This window comes from Brenneria corticis, from assembly GCF_003115855.1.
Classification (GTDB): Bacteria; Pseudomonadota; Gammaproteobacteria; order Enterobacterales; family Enterobacteriaceae; genus Brenneria; species Brenneria corticis.
In genome coordinates this window covers 1-18,459 of sequence record NZ_KZ819093.1, presented here as the reverse complement: position 1 = coordinate 18,459, position 18,459 = coordinate 1, and the positions used below count along the sequence as shown (strand labels likewise).

Annotated in this window: 17 protein-coding genes and 1 pseudogene; 8 read left to right on the top strand and 10 right to left on the bottom strand. The window is 55.9% G+C overall.

What is annotated here, in order from left to right:
• Positions 1–126: 126 nt before the first annotated feature.
• The gene (gene bglX, locus DDT56_RS20030) at positions 127–2,433 is read left to right on the top strand and encodes a beta-glucosidase BglX (RefSeq protein ID WP_136168158.1); all 2,307 of its coding nucleotides are present in this window, start codon (positions 127–129) and stop codon (positions 2,431–2,433) included.
• A gap of 72 nt (positions 2,434–2,505) precedes the next feature.
• On the top strand, positions 2,506–3,048 hold the full coding sequence (idi, locus tag DDT56_RS20025) for an isopentenyl-diphosphate Delta-isomerase (RefSeq protein WP_136168208.1): 543 nt from the start codon (positions 2,506–2,508) through the stop codon (positions 3,046–3,048).
• 19 nt (positions 3,049–3,067) lie between these two features.
• Here idi and DDT56_RS24855 read toward each other — a convergent pair whose 3' ends face one another.
• The 3 genes from DDT56_RS24855 to DDT56_RS20015 all read right to left on the bottom strand — a co-directional run bounded on the left by DDT56_RS24855 (position 3,068) and on the right by DDT56_RS20015 (position 4,767).
• A complete protein-coding gene (locus DDT56_RS24855) occupies positions 3,068–3,175 on the bottom strand; it encodes a hypothetical protein (RefSeq protein ID WP_246856830.1) in 108 nt (35 codons plus the stop codon).
• Positions 3,176–3,245: 70 nt separating this feature from the next.
• Positions 3,246–3,878, bottom strand: a complete 633-nt coding sequence (locus tag DDT56_RS20020; RefSeq protein WP_136168157.1) for a LysE family translocator — start codon at positions 3,876–3,878, stop codon at positions 3,246–3,248.
• A gap of 49 nt (positions 3,879–3,927) precedes the next feature.
• A complete protein-coding gene (locus DDT56_RS20015; RefSeq protein WP_136168156.1) occupies positions 3,928–4,767 on the bottom strand; it encodes a helix-turn-helix domain-containing protein in 840 nt (279 codons plus the stop codon).
• Positions 4,768–4,900: 133 nt separating this feature from the next.
• Here DDT56_RS20015 and dinG point away from each other — a divergent pair, with 133 nt between their 5' ends.
• The 6 genes and pseudogenes from dinG to DDT56_RS19985 all read left to right on the top strand — a co-directional run bounded on the left by dinG (position 4,901) and on the right by DDT56_RS19985 (position 12,267).
• Positions 4,901–7,000 (top strand): ATP-dependent DNA helicase DinG, encoded by a 2,100-nt coding sequence (gene dinG, locus DDT56_RS20010; RefSeq protein WP_136168155.1) that lies wholly within the window; start codon positions 4,901–4,903, stop codon positions 6,998–7,000.
• A gap of 112 nt (positions 7,001–7,112) precedes the next feature.
• Complete coding sequence (locus DDT56_RS20005; RefSeq protein ID WP_136168154.1) at positions 7,113–7,874, top strand: endonuclease/exonuclease/phosphatase family protein; 762 nt, start codon at positions 7,113–7,115, stop codon at positions 7,872–7,874.
• A pseudogene (clsB, locus tag DDT56_RS20000) lies at positions 7,871–9,111 on the top strand (cardiolipin synthase ClsB). Before DDT56_RS20005 ends, clsB begins: the two are co-directional and overlap by 4 nt.
• On the top strand, positions 9,111–9,308 hold the full coding sequence (locus tag DDT56_RS19995; protein WP_136168152.1) for a hypothetical protein: 198 nt from the start codon (positions 9,111–9,113) through the stop codon (positions 9,306–9,308). Before clsB ends, DDT56_RS19995 begins: the two are co-directional and overlap by 1 nt.
• A 114-nt stretch (positions 9,309–9,422) precedes the next feature.
• Positions 9,423–10,391: a DNA-binding protein YbiB gene (ybiB, locus tag DDT56_RS19990; RefSeq protein WP_136168151.1), complete on the top strand. Its 969-nt coding sequence runs from the start codon at positions 9,423–9,425 to the stop codon at positions 10,389–10,391.
• 16 nt (positions 10,392–10,407) lie between these two features.
• Positions 10,408–12,267 carry a M3 family metallopeptidase gene (locus tag DDT56_RS19985; RefSeq protein WP_136168150.1) on the top strand — a complete coding sequence of 620 codons (1,860 nt, stop codon included), beginning with the start codon at positions 10,408–10,410 and terminating at the stop codon, positions 12,265–12,267.
• Positions 12,268–12,416: 149 nt separating this feature from the next.
• Here the strand turns inward: DDT56_RS19985 and glnQ are convergent, their stop codons facing one another.
• The 7 genes from glnQ to DDT56_RS24630 form a co-directional block, all read right to left on the bottom strand.
• Positions 12,417–13,139 (bottom strand): glutamine ABC transporter ATP-binding protein GlnQ, encoded by a 723-nt coding sequence (glnQ, locus tag DDT56_RS19980; protein WP_136168149.1) that lies wholly within the window; start codon positions 13,137–13,139, stop codon positions 12,417–12,419.
• Positions 13,136–13,795, bottom strand: a complete 660-nt coding sequence (gene glnP, locus DDT56_RS19975) for a glutamine ABC transporter permease GlnP (protein ID WP_136168148.1) — start codon at positions 13,793–13,795, stop codon at positions 13,136–13,138. The genes glnQ and glnP overlap by 4 nt, the downstream gene beginning before the upstream one ends.
• A 26-nt stretch (positions 13,796–13,821) precedes the next feature.
• The gene (gene glnH / locus DDT56_RS19970; RefSeq protein ID WP_136168147.1) at positions 13,822–14,565 is read right to left on the bottom strand and encodes a glutamine ABC transporter substrate-binding protein GlnH; all 744 of its coding nucleotides are present in this window, start codon (positions 14,563–14,565) and stop codon (positions 13,822–13,824) included.
• 437 nt (positions 14,566–15,002) lie between these two features.
• Positions 15,003–15,365 (bottom strand): AzlD domain-containing protein, encoded by a 363-nt coding sequence (locus DDT56_RS19965; RefSeq protein ID WP_136168146.1) that lies wholly within the window; start codon positions 15,363–15,365, stop codon positions 15,003–15,005.
• Positions 15,349–16,053 (bottom strand): AzlC family ABC transporter permease, encoded by a 705-nt coding sequence (locus tag DDT56_RS19960; protein ID WP_246856829.1) that lies wholly within the window; start codon positions 16,051–16,053, stop codon positions 15,349–15,351. The genes DDT56_RS19965 and DDT56_RS19960 overlap by 17 nt, the downstream gene beginning before the upstream one ends.
• On the bottom strand, positions 16,050–18,041 hold the full coding sequence (locus DDT56_RS19955) for a helix-turn-helix domain-containing protein (RefSeq protein WP_136168145.1): 1,992 nt from the start codon (positions 18,039–18,041) through the stop codon (positions 16,050–16,052). The genes DDT56_RS19960 and DDT56_RS19955 overlap by 4 nt, the downstream gene beginning before the upstream one ends.
• A gap of 146 nt (positions 18,042–18,187) precedes the next feature.
• Positions 18,188–18,459: hypothetical protein (locus DDT56_RS24630; protein ID WP_210417054.1), on the bottom strand; the 272-nt coding region annotated here is incomplete at its 5' end.

Here is an 18,459-nt window from a genome sequence, read left to right as displayed (position 1 = left end):
CGGAGAATCCATTATGCGTTTTCACACCGCCGGATTTTATGGCGCCTTGGCCGATTTATCTTCAAACCTGTCTTGCGCCTCAGTAACCTGTCCTGATGCCTGGATTGATGGGGTCTTGTATAAAGAATGAAATGGCTTACTTCACTGACTATCGCTATTGGACTTGCCTGTAATCCGCTATTCGCTCAGGAAACCGCCTCCGCACCGCCATATGTGACGCCGTCACACCAGCAGCGTGATGCCTTTGTCTCTGATTTAATAGGGAAAATGACGCTAAACGAAAAAATCGGCCAGCTCAGGCTGATCAGCGTCGGGGCGGATAATCCGAAAGAGGCCATTCGCGAGATGATCAGGAACGGTCAGGTCGGGGCGATTTTCAATACCGTCACGCGGCCCGATATCCGCGCCATGCAGGATCAGGTGATGCAGCTTAGCCGCCTGAAAATCCCTCTGTTTTTCGCCTACGACGTGGTGCACGGCCAGCGCACCATTTTCCCTATCGCGCTGGGGCTGGCATCCAGCTGGGATATGGACGCCATCGCCCTGAGCGGGCGTATCGCCGCCTATGAAGCCACGGAGGACGGCCTGAATATGACCTGGGCGCCGATGGTGGATATTACCCGCGACCCGCGCTGGGGACGGGTATCCGAAGGCTTCGGCGAGGATACCTGGCTAACCGGCAAGATAGCCGGCGTGGTGGTAAAGGCTTTCCAGGGCGACGACCTGACGGCGCGTCACTCCCTGATGACCAGCGTGAAGCACTACGCGCTTTACGGCGCGGTGGAAGGCGGGCGCGATTATAACACCGTGGATATGAGCCCGCAGCGTATGTTTCAGGATTATATGCCGCCCTATAAAGCGGCGATCGATGCGGGCAGCGGCGGGGTGATGGTGGCGCTGAATTCGATTAACGGTACGCCGGCGACGAGCAACAGCTGGCTGCTGAAAGATATTCTGCGCGACCAGTGGCAGTTTAAAGGGATCACCATTACCGATCACGGGGCGATTAAGGAGCTGATTAAGCACGGCGTGGCCGGCAACCCGCGCGATGCTTCCCTTCTGGCTCTGAAATCCGGCGTCGGCATGAGCATGAGCGATGAATATTTTATCCGCTATCTGCCCGAACTGGTGAAAAGCGGCGCGGTGAGCGAGCGGGAAATCGATGAAGCCTGCCGCCAGGTGCTGAACGTTAAATATGATATGGGGCTGTTCCAGGACCCGTATCGCCACCTGGGGCCGGCGGACGCCGATCCGGTCGATACCAACGCGGAAAGCCGCTTACACCGGCTGCAAGCGCGTGAAGTGGCGCGCAAGAGTCTGGTGCTGCTGAAAAACCGCCTGCAGACGCTGCCGCTGAAAAAGCAGGGGACGATCGCCGTGGTCGGGCCGCTGGCCGACAGCAAGCGCGATACCATGGGAAGCTGGTCCGCCGCCGGCGTCACCCGGCAGACCATCACGGTTTATCAGGGCATCAGGAACGCGGTGGGCGGCAACGCCGGGATTTTGTACGCCAAAGGCGCCAATATCAGCAATCACCAGGGGATTATTGATTTCCTTAATCTGTATGAAGAGGCGGTTCAGGTGGATAAACGCCCGCCGCAGGTAATGATCGACGAAGCGGTGCGGGCGGCGCGGCAGGCCGACGTGGTGGTTGCGGTGGTGGGGGAAGCGGCGGGCATGGCGCACGAAGCCTCCAGCCGTTCCAATATCGACCTGCCGCAAAGTCAGCGCGACCTGATTGCGGCACTGAAAGCCACCGGCAAGCCGCTGGTGCTGGTGCTGATGAACGGTCGCCCGCTGGCGCTGGTGCGTGAGGATCAACAGGCGGACGCGCTGCTGGAAACCTGGTTCAGCGGAACGGAAGGGGGCAACGCGATTGCGGACGTGCTGTTCGGCGACTATAACCCGTCCGGCAAGCTGCCGATGTCCTTCCCGCGCTCCGTCGGTCAAATTCCCATCTACTATAACCATTTGCCGTCCGGCCGTCCCTATACGCCGGAAAATCCCGGCAAGTACACCTCGCACTATTATGACGAAGCCAACGGGCCGCTCTATCCGTTTGGTTACGGCCTGAGCTATACCACTTTCAGCGTATCGGACGTGCGCTTGTCCAGCCGGACCATGCCGCGCAACGGCGTGGTAACGGCCAGCGTTACGGTGAAAAACACCGGCGATCGGGCCGGCGAGACCGTGGTGCAGATGTATTTGCATGATGTGGTGGCATCCGTCAGCCGTCCGGTGAAAGAGCTGCGCGGTTTCCAAAAAGTGATGCTGCGTCCGGGAGAAACGCGCACCCTCAGTTTCCCTATCGATCGGGACGCGCTGACATTCTACAACGCCCGTATGCAGCAGGTCGTCGAGCCCGGTGAATATGATGTGTTTATCGGTCTGGATTCGCAGCGGGTTAAAAGCCGGCGTTTCACTATGCTATAACTGAACGTCGCGCCGCCGATGCGCCGTCGGCGGCGCATCAGGCTGTGTATGGCAATTGCCGAGGGAGGAAGTATGCCGTTGACGGAAGTCATTCTGGTTGATGAAAACGACAGGCCGACAGGCGTGATGGAAAAGCAGCAGGCGCACGTACAAGGCGCGTTGCACCGGGCGATAACCGTTTATATTTTCAATTCGCGCCGGCAGCTATTGCTGCAGCGGCGAGCCAGGGCGAAATATCACAGCGGCGGGCTATGGAGCAATACCTGCTGCAGCCATCCGGCTCCGGGCGAGGAGACGCTTCAGGCGGCGCACCGCCGCCTGTATCAGGAAATGGGGCTGCGCTGCGCCCTTACGCCGATGTTTACGCTGAGTTACCGATTGCCGCTGAGCAATGGCTTGATCGAACACGAATTCGGACACGTCTATTTCGGGATCACCGATGAACTCCCTCAGCTCAATCCCGATGAAGCGGATGAGTATCAGTATCTGTCGCTGGAGCAGATCGAACGGCGCATGGTCGCCTCGCCGGAGCTATTTACATCCTGGTTCAAACTGACATTCTCGCGTATTCCGGCCTATTGGGGGCAATTTCACGCGGCGCAGCGCCAGGGTTAGCCTATCTGGCGGGGGACGATTAACCGCCGCGCATGATAATAATGTAACCCACCAGCATAACGCCGCCGACGCCGCCGATGGCGCACAGGGCAAACAGCCCGATAATGCCTGCTTTGCTTAAAGTCATCAGGTTATCCTTTGGTTAATTGCCCTGAATTATAAAGCCTTCGGCGCCTTAAACAAGGCGGGAATGGCATTCAGCGGTGAAACAGCAAGATCAAGCCGAAGCCGAGCAAAATGACGCCGGCGCCGCGTTCGATAGGAGTCAGATAGCGCTCAAGCCGCTGCTGTATCAGCGGCAGCGTCATCAGCGCGGCCACCAGCAGATCCCAGCCCAGCACCACGAAGAACATCCAGCCGCCGCTGACCATCTGCTGGGTTACGGTGACGTGCTGACCGAGGATCGTGGTCATCAGGCTGATATAAAACAGCATATTTTTGGGGTTCAGCAGCGCGGATCCCAGCCCCAGCAGAATTTGCCGGGCAAAGGACGGGCGGCCGTCCGCCTGCCGCGCGGCCGAGAGCCGATGCGCTGAGCGGCTTGTCAGCAACTGATAACCGATCCACAGCAGATAGCAGGCGCCGCCCAGTTCCATAAGGGAAAACAGCCGCGTTGAGTGCTGCATACCCGCCCAGCCGATGGTCGCCAGCAGAATATACATGCCGTTTCCCAGCGCAATGCCCAGACAGATCCCGGCGCTGCCGCGAAAACGGTAACGGATGGCGTAAGCGGTCAACAGAAAGAAGTCCGGACCGGGGCTCAGCAGGGCCACAAAATGAGCCAGCGCCAGCGCGGGAAAATTGGCGGGAAAAAAAGTACCGATTAACATAACGATGACCTCGCAGAATGAACGAGGTCAGTCTAGGCCATTGATGTCGCTATTTATTGTCAAATATTGATCGCGCCTGACGATACTGTCCGGGCGTTGCCGCCGTGTATCGCACGAAGATTTTATGGAAGTGGCTTTGATCGCAAAATCCGCTCTGATAGCCGGCATCGGCCAGCGGGACGCCATTTTTCAGCAGGGTTTTGGCGTATTCAATCCGCGCATTATTAAGAAAAGCCATCGGCGTGATGCCGGTATCCTGGCGAAATTGCCGCACGATGGTTTCCCGCCGCACGTTCAACTCTTGCGCCAGGGTTTCCAGCGACGGCGCTTGCTGCAGGTCGCTCAACAGGCGCTGGCGTACGTGGCGCGTGGTAGGCTGGGCGGGCAACGGTTCGGGCGGCGCAAGCGGGGAGCAGTATTGCAGCAATAGCGGGGTAATCAACTGGTTCAGCGTTTGTCCGGCCGCCGCTACCTCTCCGCGATGCAACTGGCCGATCAGCCGTTGATAGCGGGTAAACCGCGCCGGGTCGCGCAGAATAACGCAGCGGCAGTGCAGCGACGTAACCGGAAATCCGCAGCGTTCGGACAGCCGTTTCAGGCACCATGCCGTGTCCAGATACAGCATATGATAACTGCGGGTTTGGCCGGGCAGGGGATTACAGCTGTGCGGCTGGCGCGGATCGATAAAAATCAGGTCGCCCGCCCGTAGCCGGCGAATCTCCCCGCGGTAATGGCAGAGCGTCGAACCCTGTTCGATGGCGCCGATGGAGAACTGTTCATGGCTGTGCGTTTTATAGGCATGGCCGCTGCGCCAGGTCGAGCGGCTCTCCACGTGCGGCAGCAGCGGTGAAAACCAGTATGCTTGATCGACAGTATGAACGGATGACATGGTGAACGGCCCGCTATCAAAACAGACTGTTACCCTAATCGGCGCGCGGAAATTTGTCGAGCGGCGATATCGGCTGACGTTATGCCCGGTCTGTGGGACAATAGCGGCCGGATTGACTGAATACAGAGAATGCATGGCGCTGTCCCCCGCAATAAAACAGCAGATCGGCCAATGGTATAAGGCCCTGCAACAGCAGATCCCGGATTTTATTCCCCGCATACCCCAACGACAGATGATTGCCGAAGTGGCGAAAACGCTGGCGGGCGACTATCCGCGTCATCTGGCTATCGAAGCCCCGACCGGGGTGGGCAAAACGCTCTCCTATCTGATCCCCGGCATCGCGGTCGGGCGGGCGGAAGAAAAAACGCTGGTGGTCAGCACGGCGAACGTGGCCCTGCAGGATCAGATCTTCAGCAAGGATTTACCGCTGTTGCAGAAGTTCATTCCCGAACTGACCTTCACCGCGGCGTTTGGCCGCGGGCGCTATGTGTGCCCGCGCAATCTGGCGATGCTGGCGACGGACGCTGATGCGCAGGGCGATTTAACCCTCTATCTGGGCGATGAGCTAGCGCCGTCCAGCCGCGAGGAGCAGGGCAAGTGCGCACGTATCGCCACGGCGTTGCAAGGCCACGCCTGGGACGGCCTGCGCGATCACTATCAGGAATCCATCGCCGACGGCCTGTGGCGCAAACTCAGCACCGACAAGGCCAATTGCCTGGGCCATAACTGCCATTATTTCCGCGAGTGTCCGTTTTTTATCGCCCGGCGCGAGATTGAAAACGCCGATGTGGTGGTAACCAACCACGCGCTGGTGATGGCGGCGATGGAAAGCGAATCGGTGTTGCCGAACCCGAAACATATGCTGCTGGTGCTGGATGAAGGGCACCATATTCCCGACGTCGCCCGCGATACGCTGGAAATGTCCGGCGACGTCACGCCCGGTCATATCGCCCTGCAGTTGGAGCAGGTGGTGCAGCAGATTGGGCTGTGTATGGCGCAGTTTGCTCCGAAGTCGCCGCCGCGCCTGGCGCACGGCGAACGGCTGACCGCCCACTGCGAGGAGCTGCGCGACGCGGCGCAGTCGTTTGCGCAGCTATGCGGACTGTTTTTGCCGCCGGAGAGCGCGGAAAACGAGTACCGCTTTCCGCTGGGAAAAATGCCGGAGGAGATGCGCGAAAACTGTATCCGCCTGTTTAAACTTACCGATAGTCTGCGCGGGCTGACGGAATATATGCTCAACGACCTCGGCGAGAAAACCGGCAAACATGACGTGGTGCGTTTACACCAGACGCTGTTGAAAATGAGCCGGCTGCTGGGCTATCTGGAGTCTCTGAGCAAGCTGTGGCGTCTGGCGGCGATGGAAAAATCCTCCAATGCGCCGGTATCCAAATGGCTCACCCGCGATATCCGCGAGGGACAGGGGCACCTGTTGCTGCACTGCGCCGGCATCCGCGTGTGCGACCAGTTGGAAAAGCTGTTGTGGAACAATGTGCCGCACGTGGTGGTGACCTCGGCGACGCTGCGGTCGTTAAACAGTTTTTCGCGCTTGCAGGAGCTGTCCGGTCTGAATGAGCCGGCCGGCGACCGTTTTCTGGCGCTGGATTCGCCGTTCAATCACCGGGAACAGGGGCGGCTGGTGATCCCGAAAATGCGCCACGAACCCTTGCTGAAAAGCGAGGCGCAGCATATTGCCGAAATGGCGCGCTTTTTCCGCGCCGAGCTGCAACGGGGCAAACATCGCGGCCTGTTGATGCTGTTCGCCAGCCAGCGCGCCATGCAGCTTTTCCTGATGCAGGTCGCCGACCTGCGGCTGATGCTGCTGGTTCAGGGCGATAAACCGCGCTATCGGCTGGTTGAACTACACCGCCAGCGGGTGGAGGAAGGGCAGACCAGCGTACTCATCGGTTTGCAGTCCTTCGCCGAAGGGCTGGATCTGAAAGGCGAGCTGCTTTCCCAGGTGCATATCCATAAAATCGCTTTCCCGCCGATTGACAGCCCGATCATTCTGACGGAAGGCGAATGGCTGAAAAGTCTGAAACGTCAGCCGTTCGTGGTGCAAAGCCTCCCCAGCGCCTCATTCAGCCTTATTCAGCAGGTGGGGCGACTGATCCGCAGCCATGAGTGCTTCGGCGAAATCGTTATTTACGATCGCCGCCTGCTGACCAAAGGCTATGGCGGCCAACTGCTTGGCGCGCTGCCGGTGTTTCCCATTGAGGAAAGGGAGATGCCGTAATCTCTGACGGGTTGTCGCGAGGCCTGTTGACCGATTTTGAGCGCGGCATCGACAAGATTGGCCGGCAGACTACACTTTATTTTCATCAGGATAGTGACGCCGCCAGGAGAATATGACCCGACAACCCCGGCATTTTTCGTTGAAAGTGCTCACCATTAACACCCATAAAGGCTTCACGGCGTTTAATCGCCGCTTTATTTTGCCTGAGCTGCGTGACGCGGTACGCACCGTCAGCGCGGATATCGTCTGCCTGCAGGAAGTGATGGGCGCCCATGAAGTGCATCCATTACGCGTAGAAAACTGGCCGGACACCACGCACTACGAATACCTTGCCGACACCATCTGGAGCGACTACGCCTACGGGCGCAACGCGGTCTATCCCGAAGGTCACCACGGTAATGCGGTATTGTCGCGTTTTCCTATTGCGCATTATGAAAATCATGATGTCTCGGTGGGTGAAAGCGAGAAGCGCGGATTGCTTTATTGCCGGATTGCGCCGCCGGAGCTGGCTTTTCCCATTCATGTCGCCTCGGTGCATCTTGGCCTGTGGGAATCGCATCGCCGGGCGCAGCTAATGATGATGGCGAAATGGGTCAATTCACTGCCCGAAGGCGAACCGGTGGTCGTGGCCGGCGATTTCAACGACTGGCGCCAGTACGCCAATCCTCTTTTGCAGGCCGAGGCCGGACTCGAGGAGATCTTCACCCGCACGCGCGGCAGACCCGCGCGCACTTTCCCGGCGGGCTTTCCCCTGTTGCGTCTCGATCGGATTTATGTGAAAAACGCTTATGCCAGTAGTCCGACCGCGCTGGCTTTGCGCAGCTGGCGTCATCTGTCCGACCACGCCCCTTTAAGTGCGGAAATACACTTATGAAATGTTCATGGCGAGAAGGAAACCGGATCACATTACTGGAAAATGGCGATCGCTATTACCCGGCGGTGTTTAACGCCATCGGCAATGCGCAGAGTAAAGTCATCCTTGAAACCTTTATCTGGTTTGAAGATAACGTGGGCCGCAAGCTTCAGAACATCGTGTTGCGCGCCGCGCGGCGCGGCGTGAAGGTGGAGGTTTTACTCGACGGCTACGGTTCGGCGGATTTGAGCAAAACATTCGTCAATGAACTCACCTCTGCCGGCGTGGTGTTCCGTTACTACGATCCGCGTCCTCGCCTGTTTGGCATGCGCACCAACGTGTTCCGGCGGCTGCACCGCAAAATTGTGGTGGTGGATGATAGGGTGGCGTTTGTCGGCGGGATTAACTATTCCGACGAGCATATGTCCGACTACGGCCCGCAGGCCAAGCAGGATTACGCCGTGCAGGTTGAAGGACCGGTGGTGCGCGACATTTCGCTGTTTGAGCTGGAAAACCTCTCCGGCCAGGGCGCCGCGCGCCGCTGGTGGGCGCGCCATCATCGCCCGGAAGAGAACCCGAAGCCCGGCGAAGCGCAGGCGTTGTTCGTCTGGCGCGACAATGAAGCGCATCGCGATGATATTGAGCGTCACTATCTGAAGATGCTGGCCAATGCAAAGCGCGAGGTGATTATCGCCAACGCCTATTTCTTCCCCGGCTATCGCTTTCTGCATGCCATGCGCAACGCGGCGCGGCGCGGCGTGCGGGTGAAGCTTATCGTGCAGGGCGAGCCGGATATGCCGATCGTCAAAGTCGGCGCGAGCCTGCTTTACCGCTATCTGATGAAAGGCGGCGTGCAGATTTATGAATATCGCCGCCGCCCGCTGCACGGCAAAGTGGCGCTGATGGATGGGCACTGGGCGACGGTCGGCTCCAGCAATCTCGATCCTCTCAGTCTGTCGCTCAATCTGGAAGCCAACCTGATCGTTCACGATCGCGCCTTTAACCAGACGCTGCGCGACAATCTCAACCCTATTATCGCCAATGACTGCGTACGCGTGGATGAATCGATGGCGCCGAAACGCACCTGGTGGAACCTGACCCAAAGCGTTGTGGTGTTCCACTTCCTGCGCTATTTCCCGGCATTGCTCGGCTGGCTGCCCGCCCATACGCCGAAGCTGGCGCAGGTGCCGCCCCCGGTGCAGCCGGAGATTGAAACCCAGGATCGCGTTAAAACGGAAACCCAGGAGTGAAACCCTGATGTCAAAATCCTATCCGCGCCGGCGTCTGGCAAAAAAACCTTACCTGGCTTTTTCTTATTTCCGTCGCCGCCCTGCTGGTTTATCGCGCGCTTTATTTCTTTCTGCCGCTGTTCCTGGCGATGATCGGCTATCTGATACTGGAGAGTCGGCCGAAACATTGCGGGCGAATAACCAGAAAGGCTCCGTTCGTGGATAAATAGCGCCTGTTTTTGCCCTGCATGGTCATTCTTTACATTGTTAATAACAAAGCGAAACATGCTATTTTCGTGAGATAAGCTACCAACGACGTCGTCGTTAACGAGAGGCCAGCATGGATTACACCAAGGTTATTAAAGAGGTCGGACGCGGTAAGAACCATGCCCGCGATTTGGATCAGGCAACCGCCTATGAACTTTACCGCCGTATGCTGGATGGGGACGTGCCGGAGCTTGAGCTGGGCGGGCTGCTGATTGCCTTTCGCATCAAAGGCGAGTCTGAATCCGAGATGCTCGGTTTTTATCAGGCGATGAGCGAGCGGGTTCTGCGCCTGCGGCCGCCGGAGCAGGGGCCGATGCCGGTGGTGATCCCCAGCTATAACGGGGCGAGAAGACAGGCCAATCTGACGCCGCTGCTGGCGCTTCTGCTGGCGAAACTGGGTTATCCGGTGGTGGTCCACGGCGTGAGCGACGATCCCACCCGCGTTACCAGCGCCGAGATATTGCATAATCTGGGGATCCCAGCGGTGGAAAGCGCCGAACAGGCGCAACGGCTGCTGGATAAGGGCGAGCCGCTGTTTATTCCCATCTCGCTGCTGTGTCCGCCAATCGACCGGCAGCTGCAGCTGCGCTGGCGTATGGGGGTGCGCAATAGCAGCCATACCCTGGCCAAGCTGGCCACGCCCTTTGCCGAAAGCGGCGCGCTGCGGCTCGCCAGCGTATCGCACCCCGAATATATTGCCCGCGTCGGCACTTTTTTCAAGGATATCCATGGTCGGGCGCTGTTGATGCAGGGTACCGAAGGGGAGGTGTACGCCAATCCCCAACGCTGTCCTGAAATTCATTTTATTCATCAGCAGGATACGCAGGTTCTGCAACTGCGTCAGGATATCGCGCCGGCGCCGGACGGTTTGCCGATAGCGAAAGATGCGGCGACAACGGCGCGCTGGACGGCGCAATGTCTGGCGGGGGAGATAGCGTTGCCGCAGGCGATTCGTCTGCAACTGGCCAGCTGCCTGGTGGCCGGCGGCGACGCGCCGTCGATGGAGCAGGCGGTGGCAAGCATCGGAAAACGTCTGGGTTAAGAGAGAGAAAGCAATCATGCAACAGGCTGTGGATTATTTTAATGCGCTGAACCGCGACTATCTGGCGGTTCACCAAACCAAAGAAGATCTGTTCTGGCAACTGTATATGGGAACCGGGGACGAGGAGGTATCGGCCCGTTTTTCCGCGGCGGAAAGCGCTTATAAACGTTTTATCGCCCAGCCGCAGCGGCTGGTTGAATTACGCGATCATCTTGCCGCGCTGGAAAATAGCCCGGCGAATGACGACCAGCGGGCGTTGCTGCACGGTCTGCGCGGGTGGTATCGCTTTTTTGACTGCAACGTGATTGAAGATGCCAAGGCGCAGGCGCTGATGGATGAGATCATCGCGGCGGAAAGCGCGCTGTACGCCAAGCGCAAAGGCTATGAAATGACGCATCTGGACGCCAACGGCGAGCGGGTCGCGGCATCATTGGGCGAACTGCTGACCAACCAGGCGACGAATGATACCGAAGCGTATCGGCAGAGCTCGCAACAGGCGCTGCGGGATCTGGAACAATGGCTGCTGCGTAACGGCTTCCCGGAGCTGATCGGCCTGCGCAACCGCTTTGCCCGCCAGATGGGATACCGCAACTATTTCGATTACAAGGTGAATAAAACCGAGCGGATGACCCCGGAACAGCTTTTCGCCATTCTCGATCCGTTCGAAAAGCAAACCTGGGAGGCGAACGCCCGCAGCCTGAAGGAGTTGGCCGCCGCAAAAGGGCCGCAGGCGTTACAGCCTTGGAATATTCGCTATGCCAGCGCCGGCGACGTAACCCGTCAGCTTGATCCCTATTTCCCGTTCTCCGCCTCGCTGGAACGCTGGTTAAACAGTTTCAAGCGTCTGCATATCGGCTTTAACGGGGCGGAAATGCAGCTCGACCTGTTGGTGCGCAAGGGCAAGTACGAAAATGGCTTTATGCACGGCCCGGTGCCGCCGTTTTTTCAGCAGGGAGAGTGGATCCCGGCGCGGATTAATTTTACCAGCCTGGCGAAGCCGGATCAGGTCGGCAGCGGTGCCAGCGGCATCAATACCCTGTTCCATGAGGGCGGACACGCCGCGCATTTCGCCAATATTCGCCAGAACGCCCCCTGTTTTTCACAGGAGTTTCCGCCGACCTCCATGGCTTACGCGGAGACGCAGTCCATGTTCTGCGACAGCCTGCTGCACGATGCCGACTGGCTGAAACGCTATGCGAAAAACCGGCAGGGTGAGGTCATCCCCGATGAGCTTATCCGCGCCGATATCCGCACGCGCCAGCCGATGCGCGCATTTAACGAGCGCCATATTCTGCTGGTGCCCTATTTTGAGTGGGAACTCTATTCCTGGAGCGACGAGCAGCGCACGCCGGAGGCGATAACCAAACTGGCGCGGGATATCGAACAACGCATTCTGGGGATTGGCGGCAGTCCGCGGCCCACGCTGGCGATCCCCCATCTGCTGTCGATGGAGTCTGCCTGTTCCTATCAGGGATATCTGCTGGCGCTGATGGCGGTGGAGCAAACGCGGCATTACTTCCTGCAGCGGGACGGTTATCTGAGCGACAATGCGGCGATCGGCCCCGACCTGGCGCGGCATTACTGGCTGCCCGGCAATAGCGTCAGCCATGATGATACCTTGCGCAGTCTGACGGGCGAAGGTTTCAACCCCGCTTATCTGGCGCAGGCGTGCAACCTGACGGTGGAAGAGGCCTGGCAGCGGGCGGAAGCCGCCATCGAGCAGGCGTCGCAGCGTCCGCTGCCCGCGGCGGATTTCGACCTGGCCGCCCGCATCCGGATTGTCGACGGCAGCCGGGTGATTGCCGATAATCAGCAGGGTGACGAGGTGATGTGCCGGGATTTCGCCGCGTTTATCGAACGGGAATATGATCGGTAACAGGGATGGAAGAGGGGGGAATTCCCCCTTTCAGACCATTAACAAAGTTCGATATTAGGGAGAGCGTGGCGAGGGGCCGTAGTGCCCCTCGGTACGGTAGGCCCGTGTATCTCAGGTTCACAGACGAATTTGTCTGCAACCTCCTTTTGTCAGGATACGTGCTGTAAAAACTCGCGCAGGCGATCGCTCGGCGGGTTGCCAATCAGCGTTTCCGGGTCGCCATCTTCGGCAATGCGGCCCTTATCGATAAAGATCAGGCGCGAAGCCACCTTATGCGCAAACCCCACCTCGTGGGTAACGATAACCATGGTCATCCCTTCTTCCGCCAAATCCTTCATCACCGTCAGCACCTCATGGCGCAGCTCGGGATCCAGCGCCGAGGTCGGTTCATCGAACAGCATCAGCTTAGGTTTCACCGCCAAGGCGCGCGCAATGGCGACGCGCTGCTGCTGACCGCCGGAAAGTTCGGACGGATAGTGATGCCCCCTTTCAGACAGTCCCACTTTCGCCAGCAGCTCCCGCGCCAGCTTTTCCGCCTGCGCTTTACTGGCGCCGCGCACCCGGATAGGGCCGAACGCCACGTTTTCCAGCGCGGTAAGATGCGGAAACAGGTAGAACTGCTGAAATACCATCCCGGCTTCCTGACGGATCAGCCGCTCATCGACCCGGGGATCGCTAACGCTCAGACCGTCGACAATCAGCTCTCCGCTGGTAATCTCTTCCAGCTTGTTGATGCAGCGCAACAGCGTGGATTTACCGGAGCCTGAAGGGCCGATAATCACCACCACTTCACCCTGATTAATTTTCAGATCGATGTCGTGTAAAACTTTGGTTTGACCAAAGTGTTTGGAAACGTTTTTAAATTCAATCATATAATCTTAAGTCTTCTTTCCAGACGACGCAGGACGAAGCTGAGCACCAGCGTGATAAACAGATAAATCACCGCGACCGCGCTCCAGATTTCCAGCGCGCGGAAATTGCCGGCGATGATTTCCTGACCCGAACGGGTCAGTTCCGCCACGCCGATGACGATAAACAGCGAGGTGTCTTTGATGCTGATGATCCACTGATTGCCCAGCGGAGGCAGCATACGGCGCAGCGCCAGCGGCGCGATGACATAGCGCAGCGTATCCCGGCGGGACAATCCCAGCGCCAGTCCGGCCTCGCGGAAGCCATTGTGAATCGACAGCACCGAGCCGCGGGTGATTTCCGCGATGTAGGCGCCGGAGTTGATCATGATGGTGACCACGGCGGCGGCGAACGGATCGATGCGTACGGAGGTGAAAATCATCGGCAGGGCGAAATAAATAAACATCACCTGCACCACGATCGGCGTGCCGCGGATGATTTCAATAAACACCAGTGCGATACGGCTGGAAAACCAGCCGCCGTAAGCGCGGGCAAAGCCCGCGAGAACACCGATAACCAAGCCGCCCAGCAGACCCAATACCGAGATCAGCAGGGTCATTTTCGCCCCTTCCAACAAAAGAGGCAGAGAAGGCCAGATGGCGCTCCAGTCAAACTGCATGGAATATCTCCAGATTAAAGCGGCAATTACTTAGGTTCTACGCCAAACCACTTTTTGTAGATTTCAGCATAGGTGCCGTTTTCCCGCAGTGTTTTCAGCGCGCCGTTGACTTTGTCGCGCAGGTCGCTGCCTTTCGGGAAAGCGATGCCGTATTGTTGTGCCTTGATGGAGTCGCCCACGGCTTTGAACTGGCCGTTACCGGCGGTTTTAATGAAGTAGAGGATGTTCGGCGTATCGTGCAGCACGGCGTCGGCGCGGTTGGTGCCTAATTCCATATAGGCGTTGTCAATGTTCGGGAACTGACGCAGATCTTTGGTCTTGATATTCGCTTTGGCGTAATCAACCGAACCGGTGCCGCCTTTTACCGCCAGCACTTTTCCTGCCAGATCTTTCTCGCTCTTGATGTCGTCGTTATCGGCCTTCACCATCACCAGCAGGCCGCTGTTGTAATAACCGTCGGAGAAGTCGATGGCCTTTTTGCGCTCTTCGGTGATGGTGATGCCCGCCAATGCCAGATCCACATTACGGGTTTGCAGCGCGGGGATGATGCCGCCGAAATCCATCGGCTTCAGGGTATAGCTTACATTAAGCTGTTTGGCGATGGCGTCCCACAGGTCGATGTCAAAACCGACATATTTGTCGCCCTGCTTGAATTCAAAGGGAACAAAGGCGGTATCGGTGGCGACGATAAGTTGTTTCTCCGCCGCGTGGCTGGAAATACTCAGGGTCAGCGTCAACGCGGCCAAAGAGGCTTTCAGTAGTGATTTCATTAAATCCTTCCTAATTATCCGTTGTGAGAAATTTTTGGCAGACAGGTCATATATCAATAATATTCTGGAATAAAAACCTGTTAGAACAGAAGGTTGCTTACAGAATGCTGTGTTTCACCCGCTATTTCCGCTTAATGACCGAGCCAACGGCATGGTTTATCGCCCCATAGCCGTTTATGCAGGGCGTGGTTATGATTAACCAATTTGTGCGGCGGACACAACCGTTGTTTGGCGTAGTGGAGGATTATTGGGGGCGGGCGTTAATTTTTTGAGCATTGATTTGGGGGATGGTACGCCAGTCGCGATGCGGCGATAGTGGGAGGCAGAAACGCTGGCATAAAAAACACAGGGAGGCAGAGGGATCCCCTCAGATTCCTATAATAATGATAGGGATTGCGGCTCTCTGTAAAAGTTACAAAATGACATTATCTTTTATTTCACCTTAACATTGAAGTTAGGTAAAAAATGCATGCGTACGCGCCCACTCCAGATATAACGGCCACTCCTGAATTATTCGACAACCTTAGTATTAACAATGTTGTCACCACGCCTACTAAGTAACTTAATTGCGATGAGATACCGATCTCTATTGCGTCCCGTAAACCGGGAATAACGGTCACAACAGTGATTGCTGCTAATAATGACGGACCTAACGCCGCTAGTACCGGTGAGCCATTTCCCCGTTCACCTGTATTTGCCTTGCTTTTTTTTCTGATCGCAAAAGGCAAGGCTCGGGTAAGGTAGGTAATAAGAGCCATGCCGATTACCGCAATCCAAGCCAAATCAGACGACAACATCATGATACTTACTCCTTATGAGCACTGCTCCACAGCCACATACCGCACCGGCCAATAACGCCAGCGCCGTCATCCCTTGTAAATAGCAAAAAGAGGCGGCAAACGCTGAAATAACGATCGGTAATTGAGATGAGCGATTAAAACTTTCATAAACCAGTACTATAAACAGTGCTGGCAAAGCAAATGGCATAGCTTCAGCTAAGAGAGGTACGCTCTGGCTGAGCCTGACACCTGCAAAAGCGCCGAGTGCAGTACCCAACAACCATGACAAATAGCTGCTGAGGCCTAGCCAACCTAGCCAAAGATTTCTCTGTTTTTTTTCCACTGCCAACATTCTGACCAACGCGGTGGCAAACACCTCATCAGTCAGGGTGAAAGCCGTCACCAACTGTTGCCGGAGACCATCCGGCAATTTGGGGATCAGTACTGCGCCATACAATAAATGCCTAGCATCCATTAAAGCGCATAGGCCCAGTACCAATAGCCAAGAAGCACCAGAGTGGATAGCTGCCAACAGTACGAACTGGCTGGCTCCAGCAAAAATAAATGCAGACATACCAAGGAGGAGAGAAGGCGGTAATCCATTTACAACCCCAGCCATGCCGAAGGCAAAGGCAATGGGGAGATAGCCGGTAACAATCGGCAATGATGCTCTGATAGCCCCCCATCGCACCTTGGTCTGAGTCATCATAATGCTCGGAGAACAAACAAGTGCGTCCCCGCCTCCCATTCATCCCGACCACAGGTGGCATACAGCCGCTGATGGTAGCTGATGTCAAAACCAGCGGAACAAGCTAAATCAGTAAAACAGCGCGGGTGGGTTTTCTGTTCAACCTCATAATCCAGGCCAGCGACTAATGCTTCTAATTCCAGAAAATGTAATCGGTAAAACGCAAGTAACGGATGACCAGATTGAGTAGGCAATACCAATTTTTCCAGTAATTCAAGCAAATTACGGCAACGATATTCGGCTCTCGCCAAATCGCCAGTACGAGCTTCAAACAGAGCCAGCGGCACATTATGCTGGATGGCTCGGATCAAAGATTCTTCCGGCGAAACCAGCTCATCAACAGGAACTGGAGCCAGTGTATCAGCGATGTACTGTAAATGATGGGAAATCAAAGCCAGCTTACGTTCCCGAGCATCACCGAACTGACAGATCATTTCATCGGAGACAATAAATACCCCATCCGGCTTGAGCTGACGACGAACAGACGTCAGAAAATCGAATGTATCATGATGGCGAGAAGCACCAACGGAAATTGCTGCCAAATAGGGATTCTCCGGTACGGACAGTTCAGTGATACTGGCTTTCAGAGAGTGAACGTTGTCATATCCATTGAAAAGTTTCTGTAGATGATTAAACGCTGTTTCACTCGGATCGACTGTTGTGGCTTCCAACTGCGGCATCAGTTCCAACACCATCTTGAGCGGTGAGCCGGGACCGGTGCCGACATCAAGAATATGTCCAGCCTGTCCTTGAAAAATCTGTTCCAGATACAGAGCAATAGCTACAGACTGCTTAGCATAGGCTGGATGCACTAGTTCGTAAGCGGCATAGGCATCAACATTGATCCGATCTTCAAATAGCACTACATCAGTGCTTTTTTCTACCATTTCAGTGTGTTCATAGGCAGGTGCTGCCCGCAATGGTACAGCAGGATGACCATGACGGGTCAAAGACTCCGCAGCCAGAGTAGACAAACACACCAATTTACTCTGAGAAAGCTCACGCAATATCGCTATCTCGGATTCATCCAGAGGGTTCCACAACGAATAGCTACGGTTACAAAGTTCTACAGCTTGTCGCAGCATCGGATTGTTAAGCTTAGGCAACGGTAATAACGTATGCTTACCTTGTCGAGAGAGATAAATCAGCATCAGCCCTTGCTCATCGACAATAAATGTCTGTGAACCTGATGCTCCAGAAAACGCAGGCACATCCAGCTTCTGCATCAATTGGGAAAACGCAGATGGTTTATCAACAGGAAACTGTTTGAAACTAAGACGCACCGCGTTCACTCCCTGGCGACTCTCTAGAGCCATACGGTCGGCTTGTTGCTTCAATCCGGTCCAGTCTTCTTCGGTCTGAGGCCAGTCGCGTTGTACGTCATACGCGCCCAGAGTTATCTCTGATAAAACAGGGTAAATCACGCTAACCATCAGCGAACAGGGTTCGCCTAAACTTTGGTAAAGGTGCTGGCTATCACCTTTGAAGCTATAGCTCTGTCCAGTCGAACGGAACACCGGGGCAGTACTTTGCCCTACCAGCACCTGCCCTTTGAGCACTACTACGCTTTCTTCCACTCCTGTCATATGACTATCAGCATAACGCTTAGTGCGTGGTGCCAGCTCCATGATATAGGTCTCTATCACCCGCGGTGTATTTTGTCGATTAATGAGTCGAACACTGACGCCTTCGGAAACCGAATCAACAGTTTGCTCATTATCAGCGTCAATAAGTTCGCCAAATGGAACATCTAATGCCCTGGCCAATTTCCAAACAGTTTCAATAGTTGGGTTGCCGCGACCGGCTTCGATGCCTGATAAGGTCGCTTTACCTATACCACTAACTTCCGCCAAGCCTGACAAAGTCATACCTCTGGTCTGCCTGACTTTAGTAAGGTTAACTGAAACGGAAGTACGGAATTCACTGGCTAGAGTGGAGAAAGTGTCCATGAATGGGGTTCCTTATACAGAACAATTTAATTCAATATAACGAACAAATTTTGTTGTCGTCAAGAAGTGGTTCTTTAAAAAGAACGCTAAAGAGAGGAGATATGAGGGGCGACGGACGGTAATCCGATACTCACAATGCGCTGTTACTAGATGTTTATCTGTTTTTGACCCAGCAGCAGCAACCAACTATCCCTGTTGTTGATTGCTGGTTTATCCAAAACAATTATTTCTCCTACGTCAGCTTTCACTTCACGATATCGCCTCATGGTATGAGCCGGAGTAGTGAGGTGAAAGCATGAGGCGATTGCGGCAGCTTTTTTTATGACGGGCAAGTACGCCCGCCATAAAAAAAGGCCGCATACGCGGCCCCAGATTGCTGACGAACCCCACATTTTCCGTGGGGTTCTTGTTTTATAAG

What these genes read in the sequence shown, in the direction of transcription:
- bglX (WP_136168158.1), top strand. Translation starts at nt 127, where the DNA reads ATGAAATGGCTTACTTCACTGACTATCGCTATTGGACTTGCCTGTAAT.
- idi (WP_136168208.1), top strand. Translation starts at nt 2,506, where the DNA reads ATGCCGTTGACGGAAGTCATTCTGGTTGATGAAAACGACAGGCCGACA.
- DDT56_RS24855 (WP_246856830.1), bottom strand. Translation starts at nt 3,175, where the DNA reads ATGACTTTAAGCAAAGCAGGCATTATCGGGCTGTTTGCCCTGTGCGCC.
- DDT56_RS20020 (WP_136168157.1), bottom strand. Translation starts at nt 3,878, where the DNA reads ATGTTAATCGGTACTTTTTTTCCCGCCAATTTTCCCGCGCTGGCGCTG.
- DDT56_RS20015 (WP_136168156.1), bottom strand. Translation starts at nt 4,767, where the DNA reads ATGTCATCCGTTCATACTGTCGATCAAGCATACTGGTTTTCACCGCTG.
- dinG (WP_136168155.1), top strand. Translation starts at nt 4,901, where the DNA reads ATGGCGCTGTCCCCCGCAATAAAACAGCAGATCGGCCAATGGTATAAG.
- DDT56_RS20005 (WP_136168154.1), top strand. Translation starts at nt 7,113, where the DNA reads ATGACCCGACAACCCCGGCATTTTTCGTTGAAAGTGCTCACCATTAAC.
- DDT56_RS19995 (WP_136168152.1), top strand. Translation starts at nt 9,111, where the DNA reads ATGTCAAAATCCTATCCGCGCCGGCGTCTGGCAAAAAAACCTTACCTG.
- ybiB (WP_136168151.1), top strand. Translation starts at nt 9,423, where the DNA reads ATGGATTACACCAAGGTTATTAAAGAGGTCGGACGCGGTAAGAACCAT.
- DDT56_RS19985 (WP_136168150.1), top strand. Translation starts at nt 10,408, where the DNA reads ATGCAACAGGCTGTGGATTATTTTAATGCGCTGAACCGCGACTATCTG.
- glnQ (WP_136168149.1), bottom strand. Translation starts at nt 13,139, where the DNA reads ATGATTGAATTTAAAAACGTTTCCAAACACTTTGGTCAAACCAAAGTT.
- glnP (WP_136168148.1), bottom strand. Translation starts at nt 13,795, where the DNA reads ATGCAGTTTGACTGGAGCGCCATCTGGCCTTCTCTGCCTCTTTTGTTG.
- glnH (WP_136168147.1), bottom strand. Translation starts at nt 14,565, where the DNA reads ATGAAATCACTACTGAAAGCCTCTTTGGCCGCGTTGACGCTGACCCTG.
- DDT56_RS19965 (WP_136168146.1), bottom strand. Translation starts at nt 15,365, where the DNA reads ATGATGTTGTCGTCTGATTTGGCTTGGATTGCGGTAATCGGCATGGCT.
- DDT56_RS19960 (WP_246856829.1), bottom strand. Translation starts at nt 16,053, where the DNA reads ATGATGACTCAGACCAAGGTGCGATGGGGGGCTATCAGAGCATCATTG.
- DDT56_RS19955 (WP_136168145.1), bottom strand. Translation starts at nt 18,041, where the DNA reads ATGGACACTTTCTCCACTCTAGCCAGTGAATTCCGTACTTCCGTTTCA.